Genomic DNA, 26363 nt, shown 5'->3' with positions numbered 1-26363 from the left:
AAGATAGCAAGATCGGAAAAGAGAGGATAGGTTACATCCTGTATTTTTGTTTCGAAATAAAAAGAGAGTGTATGCAACCTAAACAATCTACCAGGGAAGAATATCAAAGACGAATCAATATAATCGTTGAATACATCAACAATCATTTGGATGAAACGATTGATTTGGGATTCTTGGCAGAAATGTCTCATTTTTCCCCCTGCCATTTTCATCGTATATTAAAAGCTTTTTTGGGTGAGCCGATCGGTGCCTTTATTGTACGGATGAGGTTGGAGACCGCTGCCCGTTTGTTGCGGTATACGGAACTCCCGGTTCAGGAAATTGCCTGGCGGGTTGGTTACGATGCACCATCCTCTTTATCGAAAGTTTTCCGGCAATATTATGCCATTACGCCGAATGATTACCGTAACAATAAAAATTATACGATTATGAGACCTGTTTTATTGAATCCCGATTTAAAATTAAAAGCTCCCAAGATCATAGAGATGGAGCCGAAAAGTGTGATCTATCTCCGGTTGACCGGTGCTTATATGAATATCGACTATGCCGGTGCCTGGACCCGTTTATGGGCTTTTGTAAAAGAGCACAAATTGTTTTCTGCCGGCATAGAGCATCTTTGTGTGTATCATGACGATCCCAAAGTGACGGAAGCGGATAAGTTGAGAACAGATGTATGCCTGGTTGTCCGGAAACCGGCTGTAGCCAAAGGAGAAGTCGGCGTAAAATGTATCGAAGGTGGTAAATATGCCGTTTTCTCTTATCAGGGACCTTATGCTGATTTGGGGGTTGTGTATGATACGATATATGGGAAATGGTTGCCTGAAAGCGGATATACCCTGGGAATGACTCCCGGATTTGAAAAATACCTGAATCATCCGGATAAGACAGAGCCCGGGAAACTAAAGACAGAACTTTATATTCCTATAGAAAGTTAAAACGGGTATCCTTGTAGTAACAAGTCGTTGATCTGGAAGTAACTTTGTACTTTTCAAATCAACGACTTTGTTTTTATTCGCTCGCTGCAAAAATCGCAGCGGTAGTGTGATATGAGGTTATTGTTCCAAATAAGTGTAACCGTATAGGCCTGAACGATAGTTGGAAAGGAATTCGCGGCCCTCTTCTGCTGAAATGATGCCTTTCTTAACAGAACTGGTTACCCATACTTCGACAGTACGGGCCATCTTTTTAGGCGTAAATTGTACATATTCCAAGACATCGGCAACGGTTTCCCCTTCGATGATTTTATCAATGACGTATTCGTTTCCTTTTACCTTGATGTGTACGGCATTCGTATCTCCGAAAAGGTTGTGCAAATCGCCCAGGATTTCCTGATAGGCACCCACCAGGAATACACCGAAGTAGTAGGGGTCTTTCCCTGACAGTTCATGTACCGGCAAATGGTATGAAAAATTGCGGGTAGAGATAAAATTGTCGATTTTTCCATCGGAATCACAGGTAATGTCCTGAATTGTTGCAGATTTCGTCGGTTGTTCATTTAACCGGCTGATCGGTATGATCGGAAATATCTGATCGATGGCCCATGAATCCGGAAGAGATTGAAATAATGAGAAGTTACAGAAATATTTATCCGGTAACATCTTGGAAATTTTTTTTAATTCATCGGGTGCATGTTTCGTGGCTTCGGCCATGTTGTATACTTCCCGTGCTACCGACCAGAACAACCGTTCTACCTGTGCGCGGGTATGAAGGTCTATCAGTCCGAGATTGAATAAGCCTAAAGCGTCTTCCCGGCATTGTACGGCATCGTGCCAGGTCTCCAGCAAACGGGGTTGGTTTAAATTTTCCCATAAGTCGTACAATTCTTTGACCAATTCATGAGCGTCTTCGGAGATCTCTTCATTTTCATCGAAAACCGGAAGATGTGTACTGGCCAATGCTTCGAATATCAATACCGAGTGATGTGCCGTCAATGAACGACCGGATTCTGTAATGATATTGGGTTGCTGAAGCTCGTTTTTCTCACAGGCATCGACAATGGAAGATACGGCATCATTTACATATTCCTGTATGGAATAGTTCATGCTGTTTCCTGAGGTTGCCGAACGGGTACCGTCATAGTCTACTCCGAGTCCGCCGCCGATGTCTACAAAGCTGATATTGAATCCCATATTTTGTAACTGTACATAGAATTGGGAAGCTTCTTTCAAGGCTGTTTTGATGCGGCGTATGTTGGTTACCTGGCTACCGATATGGAAATGTATCAGTTGGAGGCAATCTCTCATTTTATGTTTGTCGAGAATATCCAGAGCTTCGAGAAGTTCACTCGAATTGACACCGAATTTGCTGACATCCCCCCCTGACTCTTCCCATTTTCCGCTGCCTGAACTGGCTAATTTGATACGGATACCGATGTTGGGACGGATATTCATTTTTTTGGATAATTTGGCGATTGTCCGCAGTTCCATCAGTTTTTCCACCACCAGAAAAATGCGTTTTCCCATTTTTTGGGCCAGAAGGGCTAACTCAAGGTAGCTTTCATCTTTATAGCCGTTGCAAATGATCATTGCATCATCATCGATGTCAATGGAAAGCACGGCATGGAGTTCCGGTTTCGAGCCGGCTTCGAGTCCGATATTGAATTTATTGCCGTGGCTGACGATTTCCTCAACCACAGGTCGCATTTGATTGACTTTTATAGGATAGATAATGAAATTTTTTGCCGTATAACCGTATTCACGGGCTGCAAATTCAAAACAATTGGAAATCTTTTCGATACGATTGTCCAAGATGTCCGGAAAACGTAATAATACCGGGGCTTCTACGTCACGAACCTGTAACTCTTCCATCAATTCTTTCAAATCGATAGAAGGTCCGTCACTTTTCGGGGTAACTGCAACATGCCCTTTTTCATTGATAGAAAAATAGTTCAGCCCCCAACCGTTGATATTGTACAGTTCCGCTGAATCGTCAATACTCCATTTTCTCATTTCTGTGTGTTGAAATCGATAATATTTGTGTTTATAAATCGGTGCAAATCTACGGGAATTAATTGAAAATTGAAAGTGGAATCCGAAATTTATTAATATTTCAGTTTCAGGAAGTTAACCGATAGATGCGTGGGCGACTATCGATTATGAGATTTGTTGTAAAACAGACTCTTTTCGGGCTTTTGTCTCTCCCGGCGTATTTAAAATTTTTCAATGCCTTCGATTCCGTTTCTCGACATGACTAACCGGAAGCGTTTGTAATCGATTTTGTCTTCATACCGAAGCTGAATTAAAAAGTTCAGATAATAGATCCGTTCTCCTCGTATGATTTCATATCCTTTGTCTTTTTTCGGTACGGCTAACGGCACTTCAGGGTTGTCCATTTTTAAAATAAATCCGGATATGTTGAAGCTCAGAATATCGTTTATTCCCGATATGTCGTATTGGTTGTTTTCGTCTAATACCTGTCCGTTAATTCTGACCAGTTTACGGTAAAGAATTATTTTTTCAGCCGTGTGCCGGTTATTTGCTTCCAGCAAATCCGAACGGTCACGCATGGCCATGACCTCATCCGGAACCCGGTCTTCTGTGATATAGTCGACGCCTTCTTTTATCCATCCTACCGGGGTGTCTTTTATACTGATAACCGTTTTGTTGTCGAAATATTTTTTAGCTAACCGATGTACAAAATAAAAACGGGCCAGCTCTTTGATCCGGTCTTTCAACATATAACTGATGACCAGAGCGACAAACAAAGGCATCGTAAAGTTTCCGTATTTTTGCTGGAATGAGAATGCGATAGCGGTAGCGAATATCATCGAAATACCTGCGGCAATGCTGTAATAAACCTGCTCTGCCATTTGTCCGTCTTTTTTCTTGTAAGCATTTAAAAACAGATGGCTCTCCACGAATTTTTTCAATAGCCGCATCCGGAAAAAGACGGCACGGTTATGGTCCGGACTGTTTTTCTCTATGGTCTGGTATTGATGTTGTTTTTTGTATTTTCTTTCGTGCCGGATCAATAGCATTAATCTGTCTTCTATCCGGTTGTAACATTCGATGTCTTTTTGTTTTATCAGTTCAAGTAAGCGATAGGTTTGGAATTCGATCAGATTGGATAAGAATTCGTCTCCGAATGAATGAAGGGTTACTACTTCTTCGTATAAACCGGAATCCTGTAGAATGTCTTTCAGTTTGCGGTATTTGCCTGTAATATCGTTTATTTGTTCAATATAAAGGTCTATCGCCTTTTCCCGGTCAGATTCAGGTGTATATTTTATTATCTGGTCCGCTTCTTTTCGCAGGGCACTTTTAACGATGGAGCAGAACATTTTAATCTGGTATTCTGTTTCGGCCAGATTCTCCTGTGAATGATCGGCTGATAATTCATGGAAAGCTACTTCCAGGAATCTGAAAGGCAAGGCTTCTTCGTTTCTGAGTTCACTTAACGTGTATATCGGTGTAATATACCGGATATTCGATTTGGCATGGCGATAGAATTCCGTTTTACCATAAGTAAACGAATTTATATCCAGACTATTGGGTATAAATATCCAGGTGTTCATCATAAAGTCGTTGGCTTTCAGGTTTTTTTGGACCAGATAGCCGATTTTAAATTCCACGGAAAAACGGTCGTGCACCCGGACTTTGATATCTATCATTTCTTTTTTATTTAAATAACCGGTCCTGATTCGTTGTATATTTTCAAATATCCTGTTTTTTGTTTAAACAGGACTGCGAAAATAAGGAAGGAGTCAATAAACTTATTAGCAAATATACGAATAAAAGAAATGAAAAGCGGCAAAAGGATATCGTGCGGTCAGGTATTTTCAGACCTTGTTGTTTCCGTAGATATATAGAAGCATGCCTTCTTTGATCGTGTCGATCACTTTCTGGCTGACGACGGGCGGCAATGCCGGACAACCCAGACTGCGTCCTAAACGCCCTTGGGCCGGGATGAGGGCCGGATCGGCATAAGAGGCTCCGTGAATGACAATGGCCCGTTCTTTGGCCTTATCATTTATCCCCTTTTCCAAGCCTTCTAAAACTAAAGAATATCCGTTTTTTCCGTAATAGGTTTCCCCTGTCCGGAAAAGTCCCAGCGAGCTTTTAAAAGAACCGGGCTGGTTAGAGAAGGATGTCGCATAATTTCCTCCGCTATTTTTTCCGTGTGATACATAAGTTTCAAATAGGACCTGTTTCTGTTGCATATCTATGACGCAAAATCTTTTTTCCGTAGAAGGCTTGGTAAAGTCTATCACAACCAGTTTGTCCTGTTTTTCAGAACGGTATTTGTGGTAGTTTTCCAAGGCTTTGTAAAAAGCCGGAAATCCGATTGTTTGTCCGATACCAAGTTCTTGGTACAGGCGGCGGCAGTTTGACCCCTCTGTTCTGGGCAGAACTGCCTCTCCGATAGAAATATGACAACAACACACAAGGATTAATAAAAGCCACGTTTTTCTCATTTTCTCAATCAAATACATATACTAACGACACATCGACAGGTGCCCAATCATAAATAAATTTAGCGTGTGAGGTCGCATTTCTCACACACATATGCGAACGTTTGGTTGTTCCTAACGACCAACTGTACTCAATGGTTTTTTTATTCGGATATTTTACCGGTACGCCATGTGTATATGCTCCTCCCGAAAAACGACTGGCCCAGGGGGCAAATCCATCGAGTTCGTTCTTCCCGTCTTTCAGGTACAGCATAGCTGTTTGCTTGGAACGTATGACATATATTCCGGCCGGTGTTTCAAAACGATGCGGCGGTCTTTCCACTCCTGTCGTTACAGGGTTCATACTCCTGACCAGCCAGGCCGTGTCACTTTGTTCTAATGTGGTTATATTTTGATTTGTACGGTCGACAAACAGTAATTTCCGGAAATACCTTTCGGGTAAACGGTCTACATATTTTGCCGGTACCAGCCAGATTCCCCTGAAAGGGGCTGCTACGATAACCAGATAATCGGCCGTATCCCTTAAAATCCATACCAGCGCACCGTCACGGCCGTAACATTCCGGCACGGATAGATTATTAAAACGGTAAAACGGTATGGCTTGGTCCCTTCGTACTCCATGTTTGTCGGTAATCGCTTTATAGGCATCCTGCTTTACGCTGTCCGCTAAGGGAGCAACTCCATTCCGGTTTTTGTAATTATTCAGCGCTCCGAATTCCGGTGCCATTTCTTCCAGCATAATCAGTGTATCTATTTTCCCCGAAATTTTCTTCCACTGAAAATTCCGCTCTTTTTCCTGGTATTTGTATGTATCTTGCAACGTATGCTGTTTGTATAGCAATGCTTTTTCAATTCTGGCCGCAAATACGGTCAGGTATAAAAACAGAAAGCCTCCTGCAATCAGAATTATTTTTTTCATGATTCATCTGGCCCGAAATTTAACGGATTACCTGATCCTGTCCTTGTCCGGATTGACAGGCTTATTCCCTCTTTCAGGCGGCGCTTCCATTCAATACGTAAAAGTAGGAGTTTCTTCCGGATCTGGCTGAAAGCTTTTGTATTATTTACGAAAACTTCACATTTGGTGAGAAAAAAACAGCAATTCTCAAACGAAAATTGCTGTCTTGTCGAGATGACTGGACTCGAACCAGCGGCCTCCACGTCCCGAACGTGGCGCGCTACCAACTGCGCTACATCTCGATTGCTTTGTTTGCGGATGCAAATGTAATAAAATAATGAATTTAATATAGTATATTTGTAAAAAAATTTATTCAATAATTTATCGGAGAATGGATTCTATCAGACAAAATAAAGTTTCTCGCTTGATTCAAAGAGAGTTAAGTGGAATGTTTCAGAATGAATGTAAGGAAATTATAGCCGGCGCTATGGTTTCTGTAACGACGGTAAGGGTGAGTCCGGACCTTTCTTATGCCAAGATTTATTTGAGTATTTTTCCTTCGGACCGGATTGAAGTAACCATGAATAGTCTGGAAGAGAAAAATAAATCGATTCGTTTTGTATTGGGGAAAAAGGTCGGAAAGCAGATGCGGATTATTCCCGAATTGCGTTTTTTTGTGGACGATAGCTTAGATTATATTGAGAAAATAGATAATTTGTTAAAATAAACTCCTGATGTAGATTTCAGATTTGCCGTTTTGATCTGAAATCGTAAATTTGAAATCGTAAATCAGAGACAATGCGGTTATCCTATTTTATAGCGCGGCGTTATTTGTTTTCCCGGAAAAAGCAAAACGCCATCAATATTATTTCTGCTATCAGCACGGTAGGGGTGGCTATAGGAACGACGGCATTGATCGTTATTCTTTCGGTTTTCAATGGCATCGATTTATTTCTGCAGAAGAGTACGGATAGCCTGACGCCGGATATCGTCATATTTCCTGCAGAAGGTAAATTCATGCATTTCGATTCTACTTTTTACGACCGTATGGATGCGATACCGGAAATTGCTTACTATAATCCGGTGATTGAAGAAAATGCTTTGTTAAAATACGGAGAGCGTTTACGTCCCGTTGTCGTAAAAGGAGTGACTGAAGATTTTCCGGAGGTGACAGGTTTTGTCAACAGTATTGTGGAGGGTGGATTCCGGCTGAAAGACCGGGATGTATATGAAGCGGTTGTCGGGGCCGGGGTAGCTGTCGAGGTCGGACTCGGCTTGAATTTCCTGACACCGATGATGTTTTATTATCCGGATAAACGGGCGTCTTCTTTAAATTCGGCATTGAATACCGAATATCTTTTCCCTGCGGGTATTTTTTCTTCCCAACAGGAAATCGATGGAAAACTGGTAATTACTGATATTGATTTTACCCGGAAATTATTTCTTCTGGATGACGAGATATCTAAGGTAGAGCTGAAATTGAAAGGCGAAAAATACATCGGACGAGTGAAAGAGCAGTTGCAGCAACTTGCCGGTTCTCATTACCGGGTCGAAGATAAATATGAATTGAACCGGTCTTTCTATGCAATGATGCGTTCCGAAAAGTTGGTCGTATTTTTGATATTACTTTTTATATTGCTGATCGCTTCTTTTAATATTGTCGGCTCGATATCTATGCTGATACTGGATAAGAAAGAAGATTTAGTGGTATATAAAGCTTTGGGTATGCCTTTGAACCGAATTGTCTCTGTATTTAAGACGGAAGGAAATCTGATTACCTGTATAGGTGCTTTTATCGGGGTGGTGCTGGGTGTCGCGATTTGTTTGTTACAGGAGAATTACGGATTGATAAAATTGAGAGAAGGAGGGTATTTGCTGGAAGCTTATCCGGTGAAACTGATTTTCGGAGATATTGTTTTGATTATATTTACGGTTTTATGTATCGGATATGTTGCCTCTTATTTTCCGGTAAAATATCTGGTGAGAAAACTCATAAAGTGATAAGTGTTTATTCATTCTATTCATGATCCGGAAGATGAAGAAATTAGTTACAGCCTTATTTTTGATTTTTTCTTTTTCGCTTTTTGCCCAGGAAAAAGAAAGAATGGTTTTGATTGAAACGAACCTGGGGAATATGAAAGTGAAGTTATACAACGATACTCCCAAACACCGGGATAATTTTATTCGTTTGGCCAGGGAAGGGCATTATGACGGAACCTTGTTTTACCGGGTGATAAAAGATTTTGTCATTCAGGGTGGATCTTCTGATAGCCGTGGGGCTATAGCCGGACAGTCTATCGGTTTCGGTAAACCGATGACGATAGATGCCGAGATAAAAGAAGAGCATTATCACAAGAAAGGGGCTTTGGCAGCCCCCCGCCAACCGAACCGGGAAAATTTTTACAAAGAATCCGATATTTCTCAATTTTATATCGTACAAGGGAGAAAATATACGGAGAAAGAATTGGAAATGATTGAAAAGTCTGTAAATATACCGATCAAAAATGCCATTCGCCGAAAATATTATACTCCGGAGAAAAAAGTCATACTTGATTCTTTGCGAGTGTTGAAGAAGGTTGATGAATTCCGCCGGATTGCCGGAAAAATCAAGGAAAATATCGAGTTCGACTGGAATACCAATACGGATAAAATATATATGCCGGAAGATAAAAAAGAGGCTTATATGAATTCCGGTGGTATGCACCATTTGGATAAGGAATATACTGTCTTCGGAGAGGTGGTCGAAGGGTTGGAGGTTATCGATAAAATTGCAGCTTTACCGACCGACGAGAACAATCGTCCTTTTAAAGACGTAAAAATCAAGGTGAAAGTACTGAATTAAGATGGGATAAAGCATTTGGAAATGATACAGAAAAAGAGAAAGCAGTTGTTGCTGTTCCGCAATATTATTTGGGCATTGGTCATTTTTGTGTTATGTGCGATGCCGTCGGAGGACATTCCGAATCCCCATTGGGATATACCTCATTTGGACAAAGTGGTTCACTTCGGTATGTTTTTTATAATGGCAGTATTGTTGTGTAGTGAATTGGGATATCAGACAAATCTGACGCAAAGAAAGATATATTTAATTACCGTAACTATTTCTTTAATATATGGCGGGGTTATAGAGATTTTACAACAATACTTTTTCAATCGAAGCGGAGATATACTGGATCTCCTGGCAGATGTTTTAGGTGCTATTGTCGGTTGTTTGCTTTATCCGGTTTTGATGCGCTGGAAAAATAAAATCTGGAAATAGCCCGGCCTTATTTGATTTTTTCAAAATAAGGAAGTCTGTCGGGGGCAACCGTGATGTCGATTGTTTTACCGCCATGGATTATTTTTCCGGAATCGTCTTTCCATTTCCCTTTGGGTAATCTTACTGTCCGCCCGGCATCAGGAGTGAGCATGGGTGCTACCAGATATTTTTCTCCCAGCATAAACTGATCTTTACAATCACTGAACCCCTGATGCGGGAATTCATATTCCATATGCCTTACTATCGGTTCTCCGGTTTGAGCCGAATGCCTGGCATATTTCAACAGATAAGGTCCCATTTTTACATGTAGTTTGGCCATATTCCGGCAAATGGCAAGATTCGATTCGTTGAGGATCCGCCAGGGAGCAACAGAAAATTGCATCATAGGCATGAGGGTATGTACCTGGGTTGAGCGTACGATCAATAGCTCGTCGAATTTCCCGACATTGAGAAAAGCTGAATTTTGTCCGCCGCCGATCATATCCGGACAGGTAAAGGAATATCCCAGTAGTCCGGCGGTCAACATATCCGGAATCAACAGCTTCAAGGCATTCCAGGAATAGTCTTTGTCGCCCAGGCGTTGTACCAAAGGCTGATTTCCCATTTTCCAGCATGCCCGGTATTCGTTGAAGGGAAAGTGTAAGCCGACTTCGGCCCATTTTTGAGAATGGTCCACGCAGAGCGCGTCTTTTTGATAGCTGTCGAAAGAAGTTCCGCTTAAATAAGCAACATCTCCTGCATCTAATTTGAAACCGTCAATACCGTATTTTTCCTGAACTGTTTTCAATTGCTTGATAAAATGATCGAAAGCCTGGGGATGGGTCAGGTCATAGCAGGCACTGAATCCGTTCCACCAATGTATAAGGGCTGTTTCGTGCGACCCTTTCTTTTTTAACAGATAGCCTTTGCTTTCAAGTTCCCGGAATTCAGGGCTATCCGGACTGACAAACGGGCATACCCACAGCATCACTTTAAAGCCTTGCTTGTGCAGTTGAGCGACCATGGCCTGGGGATTAGGAAATTTTTCGGGTTTGAAGTCAAAATTTCCGTAATACTTTTGCCAGTTATCGTCGATCATCAGTACACCGGTCGGAAAATCGTTCCGGAGGATATTTGCGGCATAGTCGAGAATGTCCTGCTGATTTTGATTGTACATAAGTTCGATCCAGGTATTGTATTGCGGCATAGAAAAGAAAAGGGTGTCCGGAAGCTTCCCGGAAGGCGGGAAATGGGAACGGGAAGCTGCCAGATAAGCTTCCCGCAAAGTCGAGCCTCCGTTTACAATCTCAATATTTTGCGGAGCGGTTTTTATGTATATATCGCCGTCTTTTACGGTAAACTGAAACGGTTTTTCGCACCAGATGTATCTCCCTTTGTCGGAAAGGAATAAAGGCACGGTTTGATTGTTAAAGTTCTGATTGTGTAAATCCAACAGAGTCGGAGTATCTTTCCAGGGCATAACCGATCCCTTTGCAACGAAAGCGCCCCACCATTTTTCATTTTGCAGGCTGGGAATTTTTGTTTCATTTTCCTGGGCATAGAGGAAGAGGGAACAGATAAGTATAAAAAAGAATATAGTTATCGTTTTTTTCATCGTATGTTATTTTGAGGCACCGGTAAATAAGAGATATTTTATTTTTGAAATTTCGCTGCAAACATAATTAAAAATCTTTTTTGAGCAATTTGCTTTTCCATGGAAAACTCAAATATATTTTTCTAACTTTGTCCTTTGCTAATTAAGCCTGTGGGTTTATTAGACTTTAGGTTACAGTTTTGTTTTGCAATCTTCTGAAACAAAGGTTGTTAAATACTTAAATGTATCATTAATTATTTATTATAGAGTACTTAAAAGACGAGAAGATGTTAGAAAAAATCAATCAGTTAATTACTGAGATTTCCGCTTTTTCGGCTCAGACTCCCGAAGAAATAGAACAGTTCAGAATCAAGCATTTGAGTAAAAAAGGGACGATCGCTTTGTTATTCGAAGATTTTAAAAATGTTCCTGTTGAGCAGAAAAAAGAGATCGGTAAGGCTCTGAATGAACTGAAAACGGTAGCAACGGCTAAGGTCAATGAGTTGAAAGAACAACTTTGTGATCAGGATACCGGTAAATCCGGGGTTGACCTGACTTTACCCGGGGATGTCCTGAAAACGGGGACTCGTCATCCTTTGGCCATTGTTCGGAATGAAATCCTTTCAATTTTTGATAAATTGGGTTTTACGGTGTCGGAAGGTCCTGAAATCGAGGATGACTGGCATAATTTTTCAGCACTGAACTTCCCGGAAGAACATCCGGCACGGGATATGCAGGATACTTTCTTTATAGAGAAACATCCGGATATCGTATTGCATACACATACTTCTTCCGTACAGGTACGGGATATGGAAACACATGAGCTGCCGATACGTCTGGTGACTCCCGGCCGGGTTTTCCGGAATGAAGCAATTTCTGCGCGGGCACATTGTATTTTCCATCAGATCGAGGCTTTGTATATAGATGAAAACGTCTCTTTTGCCGATTTGAAACAGACATTGACTTATTTTGCGAAAGAACTTTTCGGAGCCGATACGCAGATTCGCCTTCGTCCGTCTTATTTCCCTTTTACCGAGCCTTCTGCCGAGATGGATGTGTCCTGTACGCTTTGCCACGGAAAAGGTTGTAATGTATGTAAAGGAACGGGATGGCTGGAAATCCTGGGGTGCGGAATGGTCGATCCGAATGTTTTGGAATTGAACGGTATCGATAAAGAAAAATATACCGGCTTTGCTTTGGGGATGGGTATCGAACGTATCACCATGTTGAAATACGGCATCAAGGACCTGCGTTTGTTTTTTGAAAACGATCTCCGGTTTCTGGAGCAATTTACAACGGCAATCTGACCGGATGTTTATGATAATAAAAGGAGTATCGAAATTTTCGGTACTCCTTTTTTATTTTCATCAGGTATTGCAAGTCTTTTTCGGGTATTCCGCAAACTCCGGAACACTTTGCGGAGGTGTTGAGGCGATATTTGTTGTTATCCGGTTATTTTATGGAATATCTAGTTTGTGTTATTTTCATCGGTTGTACTTTTCACTTTAAGTGCTTCGGCCAGTTTATGTATTATGATGTAATAATCTTCATGTTGCTTTTCTCCGAGTCTGACGGCTATAATTTTTTTCTCAGGGTTTACATATAAAACCTGTCCGAAAATCCCCAGAGCATAGAAGTTTGGAGTATAAGTTTCTCCTATCCATTCGCCCTTTTCCGGTTCATATATACATCTCTCGCTGTGTGGAATGTTTAGCTCGTCAAAACGTTTAACGACAGATAACGAGTCCGGAAAAATGCCGTTCCCATTTTCCTTTCTTAACAGTTTGGGGATAGAATACCAGCAGTTTTGATATCCTTTATTATTTACATTGCCTTTTACGGAACGTTCTATCCATTCAGAACTAACAATTTGTTTTCCGTTCCAATTTCCTTTATTCATGTATAAACGGCCGATTTTGGCAAGATCAATGGCATTTGTCGAAAAACCTACTGCCGCCCTTGCAAAATGGTTACGCTTGCCGTCCAGACTTATAGATGCGTCATACTCCATGTTCAGGGGTTGCCATACTTTTTCTTCCATATATTCGGCGAATCCTTTACCTGTTGCACGTTCGATAATGATACCGAGAATGGCGGTAGCAATGCTGTGATAATAGTGTGTGGAACCCGGTTCGTTTTCAAATTTCAGGGATTTAATTTGTTGTAATTGATTGTTTCCGTAATAAAGGCGGGCGATTCCGGTTGTGACAATCCAGTTATATTGCTCTTTAAATTTAATGCCTGTACGCATACCAAGCAGATGTTCAATTGTCAATGATTTGAATTTAGCATTTTTTTTGTTTAATTCCGGCAGATAATCTGTTACCGGATCATTGATGCTTTTGATATATCCTTCGTCGATAGCTATTCCGCATAAAAGGGAGGTTAAGGACTTCGATATGGAAAATACCGTAGAGATTGAGGAGCGGTTGAATTCACCGAAATACTTTTCATATACAATGGTATCGTTATATATGAGTAAAAAAGATCCGTTCCCACCGGCTTGGCCAAAATACTCCTCAAGAGTGATATGTACCATTTTCTGACGGAATATTTTTGCCGTATCTAATATTTTTCTTTCAGGCGGAAGTTCTGTAAAATGAAACGGATTACTGCTTTTTTTTATCGTCGCTTGTGGAAAAATTTTGTAATCGTCAATGTTCGGAGCTCCGTGGAAAACTCCCCGCCAAAAAGCACAAGAAGAGAAAAAAACGGAGAGTAATAATAACATTAATATTTTCATAGCTTGTATTTTAAGAAGTATTGATTGACAAATTTATCAAAATATCACACATTGGCAATAATTTTAACGAAAGATGCGGACAAAAAGCAGGAAGATATCTTTTATATAGCTGAAATTTATTTTCAGATCAAGCATATGAATACGGTATAGCTTGAGATATTTATTATATTTTTTCAGTATGTAGTGAATCCCGTTTTGATTTTATTCGTTCTTGGGAGTATCGGTTTTTGCTTAAATACCGGTCTGTTCTTTTATTAGACTTTGTCTGTAAAATACGGATAAATAATCCGGCTTTGTATTTCAAGCTTGTTTGAAAAGGCATTCTATCCGTTGCCGTCTTTGGGCTCATATATGAATAATGCTGAAATCAATTTACAATCTACAATCTAAAATCAGTACATTCAGCTCTTTTACCTTATATTTGTTGTCCGATAATGTTTGGATTGAATTATGGAAAAAAATGTGCATCGTGAAATTGAGCGGAAATTTTTGGTAAAAGGGGCATTTAAATCTGAGGCTTTTCAGGCAGTACCCATTTTACAAGGGTATCTTTCTTCCGTTCCGGAACGGAATGTGAGGGTCCGATTATGTGGGTCAAAGGCTTGTCTGACAATTAAAGGACCTGCTACTGCGGACGGTTTGAGCCGTTTTGAATGGGAAAAAGAAATCAATACGGAAGATGCCCGGGAGTTGATAAAGCTTTGTGAGCCGGGAATCATTGATAAAGTGCGTTATTTGGTACGGGCCGGTAAGCATATTTATGAGGTGGACGAATTTCACGGGGAAAATGAGGGATTGGTTGTTGCTGAAATTGAGCTTGGTGCCGAGGATGAGGCTTTTGTCAAGCCCGATTGGTTGGGAGAAGAAGTAACGGGAGATAAACGTTATTATAATTCTTCTTTGATAAGGTATCCGTATAAAGAATGGACTAATTGTATTGAAAAATGAAAAGATGGATATTGTTGTGCTTTCTGACAGGGTGGTGTTTGACTGCTGAAGCGGTTGTTTTTTCTTCTGCCGATAGTTTGGTTCTCGAAAAATTCTGGGTATATGCCCGGACGAATAAGCTGGCTGATTTACCCTATGGGCAGCGTGTCGTTTTGATCGGCCGGTTTTTTATAAATAAGCCTTATAAAGCGGGCACTTTGAATGTGCCTATGGAAGAAATGCCTGTTATAAATTTACGGGAATTCGATTGTGTGACATTTGTCGAGAATACGTTGGCACTGACTTTTTTAAATCGTTATGATAAAAGTGAGACGGCTCAGTTTGTGGATAATCTGATCCGGATTCGTTATCGGAAAGGAAAAATCGAAAGTTACATTTCCCGTCTTCACTATTCCAGTGACTGGTTATACGAGATGGAGCGGCAACATATTCTTTCTGATGTGACTCATAAAATCGGAGGGATCGAATATCCTCTCGAGGTTTATTTTATGACGAAAAACTATCGGAAGTATCCCATATTGTCACGGGATACGCTTTTAGTACCGGAAATGAAAAAAATTGAAACAGCGATCAATAAAAGGTCGTATTATTATATTCCAAAGCATAATATTAGGATTGCGGAAAAACAGATAATGACCGGAGATATTATTTTGATAACGACGAATATAAAGGGTTTGGATACTTCTCATTTGGGGATTGCCGTGAAAAAGGAAGGACGGGTTTATTTGCTGCATGCCTCGAGTACGGCGAAAAAAATTGTTTGTTCGGAACACCCTCTGCCCGATTATATGGCGGATATCCCGTCACAGACGGGAATCATGGTGGGCCGGGTCAATCTGGTCCCAGGCGAGGCTTGGATCGTATTTCCTTAGGCGGGGTTTGGCATACAAATTGTAAAATAATAAAATCAACCATAAAACGAAATCATATGAAAAAATTAGTTCAGGTATTTGCAGTTCTCACTCTTATCGTTAGTGTTTCTGCCTGTGCGAGCCGGAAAGTGACTCGTGTTGACAGCGGGGAGGTGATCGATCTGAGCGGTCGGTGGAATGATACAGACTCCCGTTTGGTTTCCAATGAGATGATCAAAGATTTGCTCGGGGCAAAATGGATTCCTATTTATGAAAATCAGCATAACAATAAGCGCCCGGTTGTTGTTGTCGGTACAATTCTGAATAAAAGTCATGAACACATCGATGCCGAGATGTTTATCAAGGATATTGAAAAAGCAATTATAAACAACGGAAGCGTACGTTTGGTACAGGCCGGTGCTAAAAGAGAAGAGTTAAGAGCAGAGCGGGAAGATCAGAATAAAGGATTTGTTTCTGCGGAGACGGCTAAAAGATGGGGACTTGAATTGGGGGCTGATTTTATGTTACAAGGAACGATCAATAGTATTGTCGATTCTTATAAAAAGAATAAAGTCGTAGCTTACCAGATCGATCTCGAGTTGACAAATCTGGAGACCAATGAGGTTGTCTGGATGGGAGATAAAAAAATCAAGAAAACGGTATCTGACCGATTTTAGATTGAAATAAATGATAACTGATCTTATTGAGTTCGGTCGTAAATCATAATATCGGTTTCATTAATCCCTAAGCAGTGGGGGATTATCCGGTCTGACCGGCCGTTAAGCTGTATAAATTTATATTCGGATGAGAATTACTTTGTTTCCGGTTGTTTTCTGTTTGTTGTTGTCCTCTTGTGCCACCTGGTATGAGCGTACAGCAGAATTTCAACGTACCGTGGAAGAAGGGAATTTCGAGCAGGCTGATAAATTGTTGCATAAGAACAAAAAGATGGAAAAGGGGAAAAACAGACTTCTTTTTTATCTGAATTTGGGGTATGTTGAATTTATGCTGGATCATCCGAAGGAAAGTAATGCTGCTTTCGAAACGGCAGAGAAGATGATTGACGAACAGTCCGGTAATCCTGCCTTACAGGCTGCTGTACTCTTAAGTAATCCTGAGATATTACCTTATAAGCCTGAAGATTTTGAAGTTATCATGGTTAATTTCTACAAAGCCATGAACTATTTACGTTTGGGAGATATGGAGGGTGCATTGGTCGAAGTTCGTCAAATCAATATCAAGCTCAATCAGTTAAATGACAAATATCCTGACCATAAAAACAGATATCAGAGGGATGCTTTTGCTCATTTATTGATGGGGTTGATTTATGATGCTTCCGGAAATTTCAATGATGCTTTTATCGCTTATCGAAATGCTTTTGAAACTTATCAAACCGATTATAAGAAAAATTTCGGAATAGAAGCACCCGTACAATTGAGGCAAGATATACTTCGAACCGCCTATTTGTGCGGATTTAAGGAGGAATTGAAAAGGTATGAAGAAGAGTTCGGGCAAAAATACGTTTATTCGTCGCCTCCGGCTGACGGGCAATTGATATTTTTCTGGCTAAACGGCTTAGGACCAGTGAAATCGGAATGGGGAATCAATTTTGTAAAAGAACAAAGGGGAGACGGGGCTATTGTATTTCATAATGCCGAGTATGGGTTAACTTTCCCTTTTTTCTGGGGAAGCGGCTATAGTGACCATGAACGTAATTCTTTAGCCAATCTGAAGATTGTACGGGCTGTTTTTCCGAAATATGAAGAGCGTCCTCCTCTTTATTCCAGGGCTACACTGCAGTATGAGAATAAGTCTTATCCTTTGGAGTTGGCTGAAGATATTAATCAGATCGCTTTTAAAACATTGCACGATAGAATGTTGCGGGAATTTTCGACCTCTTTGTTGCGGGTTGCGGCTAAGCAGGGATTGCAATATGCCGCTTCCAAACAGAATGAGTGGCTGGGATTTGCTGTCGGTTTGGCCAATGCCATGACGGAGAAAGCCGATACCCGGAACTGGCAAACCTTGCCTTATTCCGTTTCGTATGTGAGGATTCCTTTACAGTCTTCCGAAAATCAGGTTTCTGCTAATTTTTTTACCTCAGATAATGTACATCGGGAAACGTTTATTTTTCCTGCTAACCCGAAAAAAACGAGCTTTTTTGTTTATTCGACTTTATAATTCATGGACTTATTTAATACCTTTGTAAGCGGCGTATTGTACGCCGGGATGAAACGGATTTATGCTGAGTTCTCTTTATAACAGGGTGTCAGAACGTTTGAATGTAGGATATGAATTATTTCGTATGGAGTTCGTCGGTGTATTTTTTTTGTTTGTAGTACGCTGATAGACATATAATTGAAAATCTGCTGTTAATTTTGAATGATTATTTGATGTGATGAAATTAGTATTTGCTACCAATAACCGGCATAAACTGGAAGAAATCCGGGATATTTTAGGAGATCGTTTTGAAATCGTGTCTTTGAGCCAGATCGGTTGTCATGAAGATATACCTGAGGATCATGAGACTTTACAGGAAAATGCTTTACAAAAGGCGCGTTTCGTGAAAGAGCATTATGGCTATGATTGTTTTGCCGATGATACCGGGTTGGAAATAGAAGTTCTGGAGAATCGTCCGGGGGTTTATTCTGCCCGTTATGCCGGTCCGGCTAAGCGTTCGGAAGATAATGTGCGTAAAGTGTTGAAAGAAATGGAAGGAAAAACCAATAGAAAAGCACAGTTTCGTACAGTTATTGCATTGGTTATGAATGGAAAGGAATATTGTTTTGAAGGAAAGGTTTTGGGGGAAATATTGACGGAGCAACAGGGTACCGCGGGTTTCGGCTATGATCCCATATTCCGTCCGTCGGGTTTTACAGAGAGCTTTGCCCAGATGGAAATGAAACAGAAAAACGGAATCAGCCACCGGGGACGGGCTGTGGAAAAATTGACGGAGTTTTTGAATAAAACTGTAAAGGATTTTTGATCGGAAGTACAAATCAGCTTGAAGCGGAATCTAAAATCAGAAATCGTATATTTTGAGTTTGTGGGAGAGGGTGTTTAAGCTTATTTTAGATCGTGTTACTATTTTTAAGTTATACTTTATATGGAAGTAGCTAATATAGTTGTTCTTAAAATATTAAATTTTTCAGATACACAGAAAATAGTACATGCTTTTTCGAAGGAGAGCGGTTATCTTTCTTTTATTTCTCCTTCTTCTTTGTTCCGGAAAAAGAGTTGCACCGTTAATCTTTTTCAGATTTGTGAAGTTGAATTTTTTCCCAATGAAAAGGGAAATTTTCAAAAACTGAAATCTGTTTCTCCGCTTTTGAGTCTTTCAAATATTTATCTCGATATTTACAAAATGAATATTATTGTATTATGGAGTGAAATTTTAAATTTAATTTTGAAAAATGAACAGAAAAATATAAATCTTTTTGAGTTTATTTTGAAATCGGTTGACTATCTGAATACGACTCAAAATGATACCGCGAATTTTAATTTATTTTTTCTATACAGGATAGCGGCGCTGATTGGATTTAAAATCGATTCATCCACCTATTCGCAAGGTTGTGTTTTCAATGTAAATGATGGTACTTTTGTTTCTCCGGATACAAATGAACCCTATATTTCCGGACCGAATGCTGCCAAAACAATTTTTACGTTGTGTACTTGTCAGGTTGAAGATTTAAAGCAAATAGCTTTAGATCGCAAGAGCCGGAGTATTCTTTTGGACATTATTTTGCTTTTCTACAGTATTCATTTAAATACGGATCTCAACGTTAAGAGTATTCGCGTTATACGGGAAGTGTTCGAAGATTGATTATCTGTACTTTTCTTTGCTTTCTTCCATCATGCTGAGATAGCTCCAATACCGGCTTTCACTGATTCTTCCGTTTTGGACGGCTTCTATGACAGCACAACCGGGTTCGTGAATATGGGTACAGTTGTAAAAGCGGCAATGTTCGGAAACCCGGAATATTTCGGGGAAAAAGTGAGAAATTTCTTCCTTTTCCATATCGATGATCCCGAAACTTCTGACTCCCGGGGTATCGACAATGTATCCTCCTTCGTTTAACGGGAACATTTCGGCAAAAGTCGTCGTATGTTTTCCGGTATCGTGGCTGTCTGATATGCTTGCGGTTTTTAGTTGAAGTTGGGGTTCGATACAATTGATCAGTGTGGATTTGCCAACCCCCGACATGCCGGACAAAACAGTAACTTTGTCTTTTAATAATTCCCGGAGTTCTGTGATATTCTGACCTGTTACCGCAGACACCTGCAAGCACCGGTAACCGATTTCTGAATATATTGTTATTAGTTCTGTCGCTTTTTCCCGGTCGGTATTATCGTATAGGTCGCTTTTGTTGAAGACCAGAATGGCCGGAATATTGTATGCTTCCGTCGTTGCTAAAATCCGGTCGATGAATACTGCAGAGGTTACCGGATGGTTGATTGTGGCAATGAGTAATGTCTGATCTACATTGGAGGCAATAATGTGTGCTTCTTTGGAGAGGTTTGTAGATTTCCGGATAATATAATTGCGCCGTTCACCGATTTCTGTGATAACAAAATTGTCTTCGTTTTTTTCCAGGCTGACTATATCGCCGACGGCTACGGGATTGGTTGTACGCAATCCCTTCGTACGTAATTTTCCCCGGATACGGGCTTCGATTATTTCTCCGTTCGTCCTTTTTACCAAGTACCAACTCCCGGTAGACTTTATTACGATACCTTTTTCCATCTCTTATTTTTCTTGAAGGCAAAAGTAATATTCTTCGCGGAATATTTATGGCCGGAAGACTAAACCTTTGAGGTAAATTTTTGTCATACTGTTATTAAAATATTAAAAGTGTGTAAAAATAGTTATTGTAGGCGTGAATTTGTTACTTTTAAGCCTTCAAAGACGTGGTGGTAAACGATGAAAATACAAATCAAGAATCTCAGTAAAATATATCCTGACGGACATAAGGCTTTAAATGAATTGAATCTGGTCATCGAGCCGGGTATGTTCGGTTTGTTGGGGCCTAACGGTGCGGGTAAAACGACATTGATGCGAATCATGACGTTGTTGCAAAGTGCTACGTCGGGAACGATTTTTTTCGATGATTATGACATTGCCAAAGATCGTAAAGCTATCCGTTCTGTATTAGGTTATTTACCTCAGGATTTCCGTTTTTTTGAAAAATTGAAAACCTGGGAATTCCTGGATTACGGAGCTGGGTTGGCTGGAATCAAAGGGGTGAAGAAAAGGGCAGAAATTGTAGACGAAATGTTGCGCAAGGTGGGTTTGTTCGAGGTGCGCGATCGTTGGGCGAATCGTTTGTCGGGAGGTATGAAGCGTCGTTTAGGCATTGCACAGGCTATTATCGGAAATCCGAGAGTGATCATTGTCGATGAGCCGACTACCGGACTGGATCCGGAAGAACGTATCCGTTTCCGGAATATTTTGTCGGAGGTCAGTGATCAGGATGTCATTATTATTCTTTCCACTCATATCGTGGGAGATATTTCCAGTACGTGTAAGAAACTGGCTTTATTGAATAAAGGGGAATTGAAATTTGAAGGTTCGCCCGACGATATGATCGAGTTGGCGCAGGGAAAGGTATGGGAAATATTTGTTACCGATCAGGAGTTCAAGGATATCAAGGAAAAATATCCGATTATTTCGACGATTCCTTCTAACGGAGGTTGGGATATACAGGTCGTTGCCGATAATCTGGACGGTTTCGGCGGAAAGATGATCACCCCTAATATAGAACACGCTTATGTCTATTTTATGGACTATCTTTTACAGGATAGGATGGATATGTATGCCGATAAGGAAGAAGGTGGAGAGTTATTTAAATAGAGTTTAATATGAATATTCATACGATAAACGTTATTGCGCGGTACGAAGTGAAGCTACTGAAAAGGAGTTGGTTGTTTCGTATTTTTGCAATATTGGTACTGTTGATTCTGACATTGACTCAATTGAGCAATCTTTCTCCGGTTTTCTGGAAATATAGCGAGACCTGGAATTATGTCGGAGTGACTTCTTTGATCCCTTTTTTTACGACCTATCTCTACAATATTGCTCAATCGGTAATTGTTGTTTTTCTGGCCGGTAGTTTTTTGAAGCGGGATAAGAAATTGGATACAGCCGAAGTTATTTATGTACGTCCGATGAGTAATGCGGATTATATTGTCGGAAAAGTATGGGGGATTACCCGGGTATTTCTCGGATTGAATATAATTACCTTACTGGTCGGGATGTTTGTCAATTTAGTAGTGGGAGGTTCCCCTTTCAGTATTTTCCCTTATTTGTTTTATCTTTTTACGATTTCGTTGCCTTCCTTGTGGTTTGTGCTGGGATTGTCGTTTACATTGATGTGTATATTGAAAAATCAAGCCGTAACGTTTATTGTAATGTTGGGTATTATCGGTACGCTTTTTTTCTATGTCGGGGATAATTTGTACGGAGTGTTTGACTTTTTCGGTGTCAATATTCCGGCTATTTTTTCTGATGTAACGGGGCATCCGGATCTGGCTTTGTTTTTATTACAGCGTACCGTTTATTTCTTGGGGGGGATCGCTCTTTTGTGTTTTACGATAACATTGGTTAAGCGTTTGCCTCACCGTCCCTGGAAAACGGTTATTATAAATATCTGTGCTTTTGTATTGCTGTTGGTCAGTGTGGGAACGGGTTTTCTGTATGTCCGGCATTTCCGGCATATTGCCGAGGTTCGGAAGGAATATATTGCATTGTTTGATAAGTATGCTGTTTTGCCGAAAGCGGACATTTCTTCGAATGACATAACTATAAAGCAGAGTGGAAACAGCCTGGAAGCCGAAAGCCGGATGCTGGTAAAAAATAGCCGCGGGGAAATGATTCCGCAGGTTATTCTTTATTTGAATCCGGGGGTAGAAATTCTAGGCTTGGAAGTTGCCGGTCAGGCGGTTACATATAAGCGGGAAAAGCAGGTCTTATTGATTGATCAGGCGTTGCAGCCCGGCGAAGAAAAGCAGATTACCATCCGTTATGCCGGGCCGCTGGATGAGAATGTTTGTTATACGGATATAGACGAGAAAGATTTTTTGGCAAATCCGACGGGGAACACATTTTCTTTCCGGTATGGAAAACGCTATGTTTACCTGGAAGACCGTTACACCATTCTTACTCCCGAATGTTTGTGGTATCCGGTAGCGGAATCGCCTGCTTATCCGGCTATGCCTTACAATATTAAGAAGGAATTTACCCGTTATACGCTTACTGTCGAACATCCGGAGAATAGAACGGCCATATCTCAGGGAGATGCTGTCCGGAAAGAGGGAAAAACCGTATTTTCCAATGCCACACCTCTGCCTTGCATCAGTGTAGCAATCGGTGATTACGAGAAAAAAGCCATTTCTGTGGATTCTACGGATTATGAGTTGTATTATTTCAAAGGGCATGACTTTTTTTCAAAGTATTTTGAAGAGATACAGGATACTTTGCCGGCAATTATACGGGAAATCCGGGCCGACCTGGAAGTCGGTAAAAACAGAAGTTATCCTTTTTCAAAGTTTGTTATGGCTGAGACTCCGCTTCCTTTTACCGGATATATTCGTAATTGGAAAGGATATACCGAGCAGGTGATGCCGGAAATTGTTTTTTTGCCGGAACGAGGCTTACGGACACAGGTCGATTTCAGGGCAGAACAACATCGGATCAGGGATTGGCGTAATCAGAATGATATACCTGAAGATAAGGAAATTCAGGTGCAGATGTTAAAGAATTACATTAATAATACTTTTGTTGCAGAGACTTCTTCCGATGGGAGTATGCGTTGGAGTTCTTCTCCGGAGGTCAATAAGCTGAATATCGGAGCTATGTTTTTCGGATTTACGGGTTTTATGTATTCTGCCGATTATCCGATTATCGATGTTGCTTTGAATACAATGCAGAATACAAGTGAATCCAACCAGAGAAGATGGTTTTTTAGTACTGAATTGTCTGATAATCAACGGGCAAATGTTTATTTGCAGGATCACAGTTTTGAGGCTGCTATGAAAGATAAAAACATCAAGCCTCAGGTGTTTTATGAGGTGCTGAAGTTGAAAAGTAATTTTTTGAAAAGCTTTGTCGTTTCGCAGATACCAATGAAAACATTTCATTCTTTTTTGAGAAATTTCAATGAAAGCCATCTGTTTAAAGAAACGGACTTGGAGGAATTTTCGGAAAAATTTAAAGAAGAGTTTCATATCGATCTTGCTGATTTTATTCATCAATGGTATACGACGGACCATGCCCCTGAGATAAAGTTAAAAGATGTTGATGTGAATCAGGTTATTCTGGATGATTTTACCAAATACCGGATCAGCCTGAAGGCTTATAATCCTTCGGATGTGGATGGTATGATCAATGTCAATGTCGAGAGTGGCGGCGGAGGTATGCGGGGAAGAGGTCCCCGTAGACCCGGATCGGGTGAGGATGAAGATAATATTCATCATTATTATATACCGGCAGGCAGTGCCCGGGAAATCAAGATCATTAACGACGATCGTCCCGGACGTATAACTGTAAATACGATGGTATCCCGGAATTTACCGAATGAGTTCGATTTCAATTTCTCCAAAGTAGATACCGAGGTTTCCGATACATTGACGGGAGCTTTTCCGATAGATACGGCTGTTTTTGCTGCTGTTCCCGGCGAGATTATTATAGATAATGAAGACCCCGGTTTCCGCACAATCGAGGGAAATACACGACATAAGCTGAAAGATTTATTCCGGAAAGAAGAGGAGGATAAATACCAGAATTTTATGCCTTGGCGTTATCCGTCGAAATGGACTGCCGTTGTTAAGAGCTCTTGTTTTGGAGAGTCGGTACATTCGGCTGTTTATAAAAGTAAAGGTACCGGTGCCAATAAGGTTGAATGGACGGCTGAAATCCCGAAGGATAATTATTATGAGATATTTGTATGGAATCCTAAATTCGAGATTTGGTTTTGGGGAAGACACAACCGCACCCGTAACGACCAGACCCAAACCTATACGATTGCTTACGATGAAGAGAAAGAGACGGCATCCGTTGATTTTGCACAGGAAGAAAACGGATGGGTGTCGTTGGGAAGCTATTATTTGCCGGCAGGCAGAGTGACTGTGACATTGACGGATAAGGTTTCTTCTGTTTTTGTCTCAGCGGATGCAGTGAAGTTTACATTGATTAAATAATATAACTAAGGCAATAAGTATGTACAGACACGCTTTATTCGTTTCGTTTTTTCTGCTTTGCGGGAGTATCTGTTTCGCACAGCAAGTACTGACATTGGACAAGGCCTTGAGCATTGCTTTTCAGAACAGTCCGGCTTTGATACAAAGTAAGTTGAGCCTTCAGCAGAATGAGCTGAATTTACAGGCTCAGCAAGCTTCTTTGAAGTCACAGTTTTCCTTAGATGTCAGTCCGTTTAATTATTCCCGTAGCAGTCAGTATGACAGTTATAACAGCAAATGGTTTGACAGTAAGACTATGAGTTCCTCGGCTTCTCTGGGAATTGTACAGCCGATTAAATGGACGGACGGTACGGTTTCTTTGGTGAACGACGTGTCCTGGCAGGATGCTTCCAATCGTTCTTCCGGGGGAAAGAGTACCGCTTTCAATCACAATATTTCTTTGCGGATAGAGCAGCCTATTTTTACTTATAACCGGACGAAGATGCAATTGAAGGAATTGGAATTAAGTCTTGAGAATGCCCGATTGAGTTATGCTATGCAGCAACTGAATATCGAGAAGAATGTGACGGATAATTTCTATTCGGTATATCAGCGGTTTAAAGATTTATCGATTGCCCGGGATGAGTATGCCAACCAGAAACAGAATTACGATATTATAAAAAATAAGGTGGAAGCCGGATTGGTTGCCCGGGAAGAACTTTTTCAGGCTGAGGTGAATCTGGCTACCAGTGAATCGTCCGTATATACGGCTGAAATAAATTATGAAAATGCGAAGGATAATTTTAAGTTGTTGCTGGGGGTTTCTCTGGACGAGGACATCGCCGTATTGCCGAATACGGAAGTAGAATCCATCACCGTGAATACGGAAGAAGCTGTAAAACATGGATTGGACCAACGGATGGAATTGCGTCAAAAACAGATTACATTGGAGCGGGATGTTTTTTCTATTATCCGGGCAAAGGCAGAAAATGAGTTTAAAGGAAATATTTCTGCCCGTGTCGGCCTCAATGCTCTGGGAGATAAGGTGGGAAATATGTATGATAATCCGACGGATAATGAACAAATCGGGGTAAGTTTGACTATTCCGATTTTCGACTGGGGAGCTAAAAAGGCAAGAGTACAGTCAAGTAAGCTGGCCATGGAATCGGACGAAGTGGATATGAGCGAGCAGAAGAAAGAGATTACGATAAATATACGGCAGATTTGCCGGAATTTACCGACCCTGATCAATCAGATCAACATAAAGAAAAAGAGTATAGAAAATGCGGAACGTACTTATGAGATCAATCTGGAAAAATACAGGAACGGAAATTTAACCGGTATGGAGTTGCAACAATACCAAACCCAGCTGACGAGTGCTAAACAGGAATATACCAATGCGATTATCAGTTATAAGCTGGAGTTATTGAATCTGAAAGTACAGACATTGTGGGATTATACGACGAATAAATCGTATTTGCCTTTGGAAGCAAAAAAATAAATTAAT

At 40.7% G+C, this 26363-nt stretch carries 22 protein-coding genes and 1 tRNA gene; 15 read left to right on the top strand and 8 right to left on the bottom strand.

Annotated elements, in window-relative coordinates; all coding sequences use genetic code 11:
- The first annotated feature begins 71 nt into the window (after positions 1 to 71).
- Complete coding sequence (locus DD657_RS10435; protein ID WP_021987822.1) at positions 72 to 935, top strand: AraC family transcriptional regulator; 864 nt, start codon at positions 72 to 74, stop codon at positions 933 to 935.
- A gap of 117 nt (positions 936 to 1052) precedes the next feature.
- Here DD657_RS10435 and speA read toward each other — a convergent pair whose 3' ends face one another.
- The 5 genes from speA to DD657_RS10410 all read right to left on the bottom strand — a co-directional run bounded on the left by speA (position 1053) and on the right by DD657_RS10410 (position 6610).
- On the bottom strand, positions 1053 to 2948 hold the full coding sequence (gene speA / locus DD657_RS10430) for a biosynthetic arginine decarboxylase (protein WP_021987823.1): 1896 nt from the start codon (positions 2946 to 2948) through the stop codon (positions 1053 to 1055).
- Between the two features lie 200 nt (positions 2949 to 3148).
- The gene (locus DD657_RS10425; RefSeq protein ID WP_287049825.1) at positions 3149 to 4609 is read right to left on the bottom strand and encodes a hypothetical protein; all 1461 of its coding nucleotides are present in this window, start codon (positions 4607 to 4609) and stop codon (positions 3149 to 3151) included.
- 168 nt (positions 4610 to 4777) lie between these two features.
- Positions 4778 to 5413 carry a murein L,D-transpeptidase catalytic domain family protein gene (locus DD657_RS10420; RefSeq protein WP_287049824.1) on the bottom strand — a complete coding sequence of 212 codons (636 nt, stop codon included), beginning with the start codon at positions 5411 to 5413 and terminating at the stop codon, positions 4778 to 4780.
- Positions 5414 to 5417: 4 nt separating this feature from the next.
- Complete coding sequence (locus tag DD657_RS10415) at positions 5418 to 6329, bottom strand: L,D-transpeptidase (protein WP_021987826.1); 912 nt, start codon at positions 6327 to 6329, stop codon at positions 5418 to 5420.
- Positions 6330 to 6537: 208 nt separating this feature from the next.
- Positions 6538 to 6610, bottom strand: a tRNA-Pro gene (locus DD657_RS10410).
- Between the two features lie 89 nt (positions 6611 to 6699).
- Between DD657_RS10410 and rbfA the strand changes: the two genes are divergently transcribed.
- The 4 genes from rbfA (at position 6700) to DD657_RS10390 (ending at position 9567) form a co-directional block, all read left to right on the top strand.
- Positions 6700 to 7035, top strand: coding sequence for a 30S ribosome-binding factor RbfA (gene rbfA / locus DD657_RS10405; protein ID WP_021987828.1), 336 nt, complete (start codon positions 6700 to 6702; stop codon positions 7033 to 7035).
- Between the two features lie 71 nt (positions 7036 to 7106).
- Positions 7107 to 8309: an ABC transporter permease gene (locus tag DD657_RS10400; RefSeq protein ID WP_287049822.1), complete on the top strand. Its 1203-nt coding sequence runs from the start codon at positions 7107 to 7109 to the stop codon at positions 8307 to 8309.
- Positions 8310 to 8343: 34 nt separating this feature from the next.
- On the top strand, positions 8344 to 9150 hold the full coding sequence (locus DD657_RS10395) for a peptidylprolyl isomerase (protein ID WP_287049821.1): 807 nt from the start codon (positions 8344 to 8346) through the stop codon (positions 9148 to 9150).
- A gap of 21 nt (positions 9151 to 9171) precedes the next feature.
- Positions 9172 to 9567: a VanZ family protein gene (locus tag DD657_RS10390; RefSeq protein ID WP_021987831.1), complete on the top strand. Its 396-nt coding sequence runs from the start codon at positions 9172 to 9174 to the stop codon at positions 9565 to 9567.
- Positions 9568 to 9574: 7 nt separating this feature from the next.
- Here the strand turns inward: DD657_RS10390 and DD657_RS10385 are convergent, their stop codons facing one another.
- Positions 9575 to 11161: a glycoside hydrolase family 31 protein gene (locus tag DD657_RS10385; RefSeq protein WP_287049820.1), complete on the bottom strand. Its 1587-nt coding sequence runs from the start codon at positions 11159 to 11161 to the stop codon at positions 9575 to 9577.
- A gap of 266 nt (positions 11162 to 11427) precedes the next feature.
- On the opposite strand from DD657_RS10385, the gene pheS reads away from it, so the two are divergent.
- Positions 11428 to 12447, top strand: a complete 1020-nt coding sequence (gene pheS, locus DD657_RS10380; protein WP_287049819.1) for a phenylalanine--tRNA ligase subunit alpha — start codon at positions 11428 to 11430, stop codon at positions 12445 to 12447.
- Between the two features lie 161 nt (positions 12448 to 12608).
- On the opposite strand, the gene DD657_RS10375 is transcribed toward pheS, so the two are convergent.
- A complete protein-coding gene (locus DD657_RS10375; RefSeq protein WP_287049818.1) occupies positions 12609 to 13883 on the bottom strand; it encodes a serine hydrolase domain-containing protein in 1275 nt (424 codons plus the stop codon).
- Between the two features lie 462 nt (positions 13884 to 14345).
- Between DD657_RS10375 and DD657_RS10370 the strand changes: the two genes are divergently transcribed.
- The 6 genes from DD657_RS10370 (at position 14346) to recO (ending at position 19505) form a co-directional block, all read left to right on the top strand.
- The gene (locus DD657_RS10370; protein WP_068692353.1) at positions 14346 to 14831 is read left to right on the top strand and encodes a CYTH domain-containing protein; all 486 of its coding nucleotides are present in this window, start codon (positions 14346 to 14348) and stop codon (positions 14829 to 14831) included.
- The gene (locus tag DD657_RS10365; protein WP_287049817.1) at positions 14828 to 15703 is read left to right on the top strand and encodes an N-acetylmuramoyl-L-alanine amidase-like domain-containing protein; all 876 of its coding nucleotides are present in this window, start codon (positions 14828 to 14830) and stop codon (positions 15701 to 15703) included. Before DD657_RS10370 ends, DD657_RS10365 begins: the two co-directional genes overlap by 4 nt.
- A 56-nt stretch (positions 15704 to 15759) precedes the next feature.
- A complete protein-coding gene (locus DD657_RS10360) occupies positions 15760 to 16359 on the top strand; it encodes a penicillin-binding protein activator LpoB (protein WP_068691467.1) in 600 nt (199 codons plus the stop codon).
- 127 nt (positions 16360 to 16486) lie between these two features.
- Positions 16487 to 17863, top strand: a complete 1377-nt coding sequence (locus DD657_RS10355) for a COG3014 family protein (RefSeq protein ID WP_287049816.1) — start codon at positions 16487 to 16489, stop codon at positions 17861 to 17863.
- 217 nt (positions 17864 to 18080) lie between these two features.
- Positions 18081 to 18668 (top strand): non-canonical purine NTP diphosphatase, encoded by a 588-nt coding sequence (locus DD657_RS10350; protein WP_021987839.1) that lies wholly within the window; start codon positions 18081 to 18083, stop codon positions 18666 to 18668.
- Between the two features lie 120 nt (positions 18669 to 18788).
- The gene (gene recO / locus DD657_RS10345) at positions 18789 to 19505 is read left to right on the top strand and encodes a DNA repair protein RecO (protein WP_118773707.1); all 717 of its coding nucleotides are present in this window, start codon (positions 18789 to 18791) and stop codon (positions 19503 to 19505) included.
- Here recO and rsgA read toward each other — a convergent pair whose 3' ends face one another.
- On the bottom strand, positions 19506 to 20426 hold the full coding sequence (gene rsgA, locus DD657_RS10340; RefSeq protein WP_021987841.1) for a ribosome small subunit-dependent GTPase A: 921 nt from the start codon (positions 20424 to 20426) through the stop codon (positions 19506 to 19508).
- Positions 20427 to 20603: 177 nt separating this feature from the next.
- On the opposite strand from rsgA, the gene DD657_RS10335 reads away from it, so the two are divergent.
- The 3 genes from DD657_RS10335 to DD657_RS10325 are packed head-to-tail and all read left to right on the top strand — an operon-like array spanning position 20604 to position 26357.
- A complete protein-coding gene (locus DD657_RS10335; protein ID WP_021987842.1) occupies positions 20604 to 21533 on the top strand; it encodes an ABC transporter ATP-binding protein in 930 nt (309 codons plus the stop codon).
- A gap of 8 nt (positions 21534 to 21541) precedes the next feature.
- Positions 21542 to 24877, top strand: coding sequence for a golvesin C-terminal-like domain-containing protein (locus tag DD657_RS10330; RefSeq protein WP_287049812.1), 3336 nt, complete (start codon positions 21542 to 21544; stop codon positions 24875 to 24877).
- A gap of 19 nt (positions 24878 to 24896) precedes the next feature.
- On the top strand, positions 24897 to 26357 hold the full coding sequence (locus DD657_RS10325) for a TolC family protein (protein ID WP_021987844.1): 1461 nt from the start codon (positions 24897 to 24899) through the stop codon (positions 26355 to 26357).
- Positions 26358 to 26363 lie beyond the last annotated feature (6 nt).

Source organism: Culturomica sp. (genome assembly GCF_003524185.1).
GTDB classification, from domain to species: domain Bacteria; phylum Bacteroidota; class Bacteroidia; order Bacteroidales; family Marinifilaceae; genus Culturomica; species Culturomica massiliensis.
This window is presented reverse-complemented; position numbering and strand designations above follow the sequence as displayed.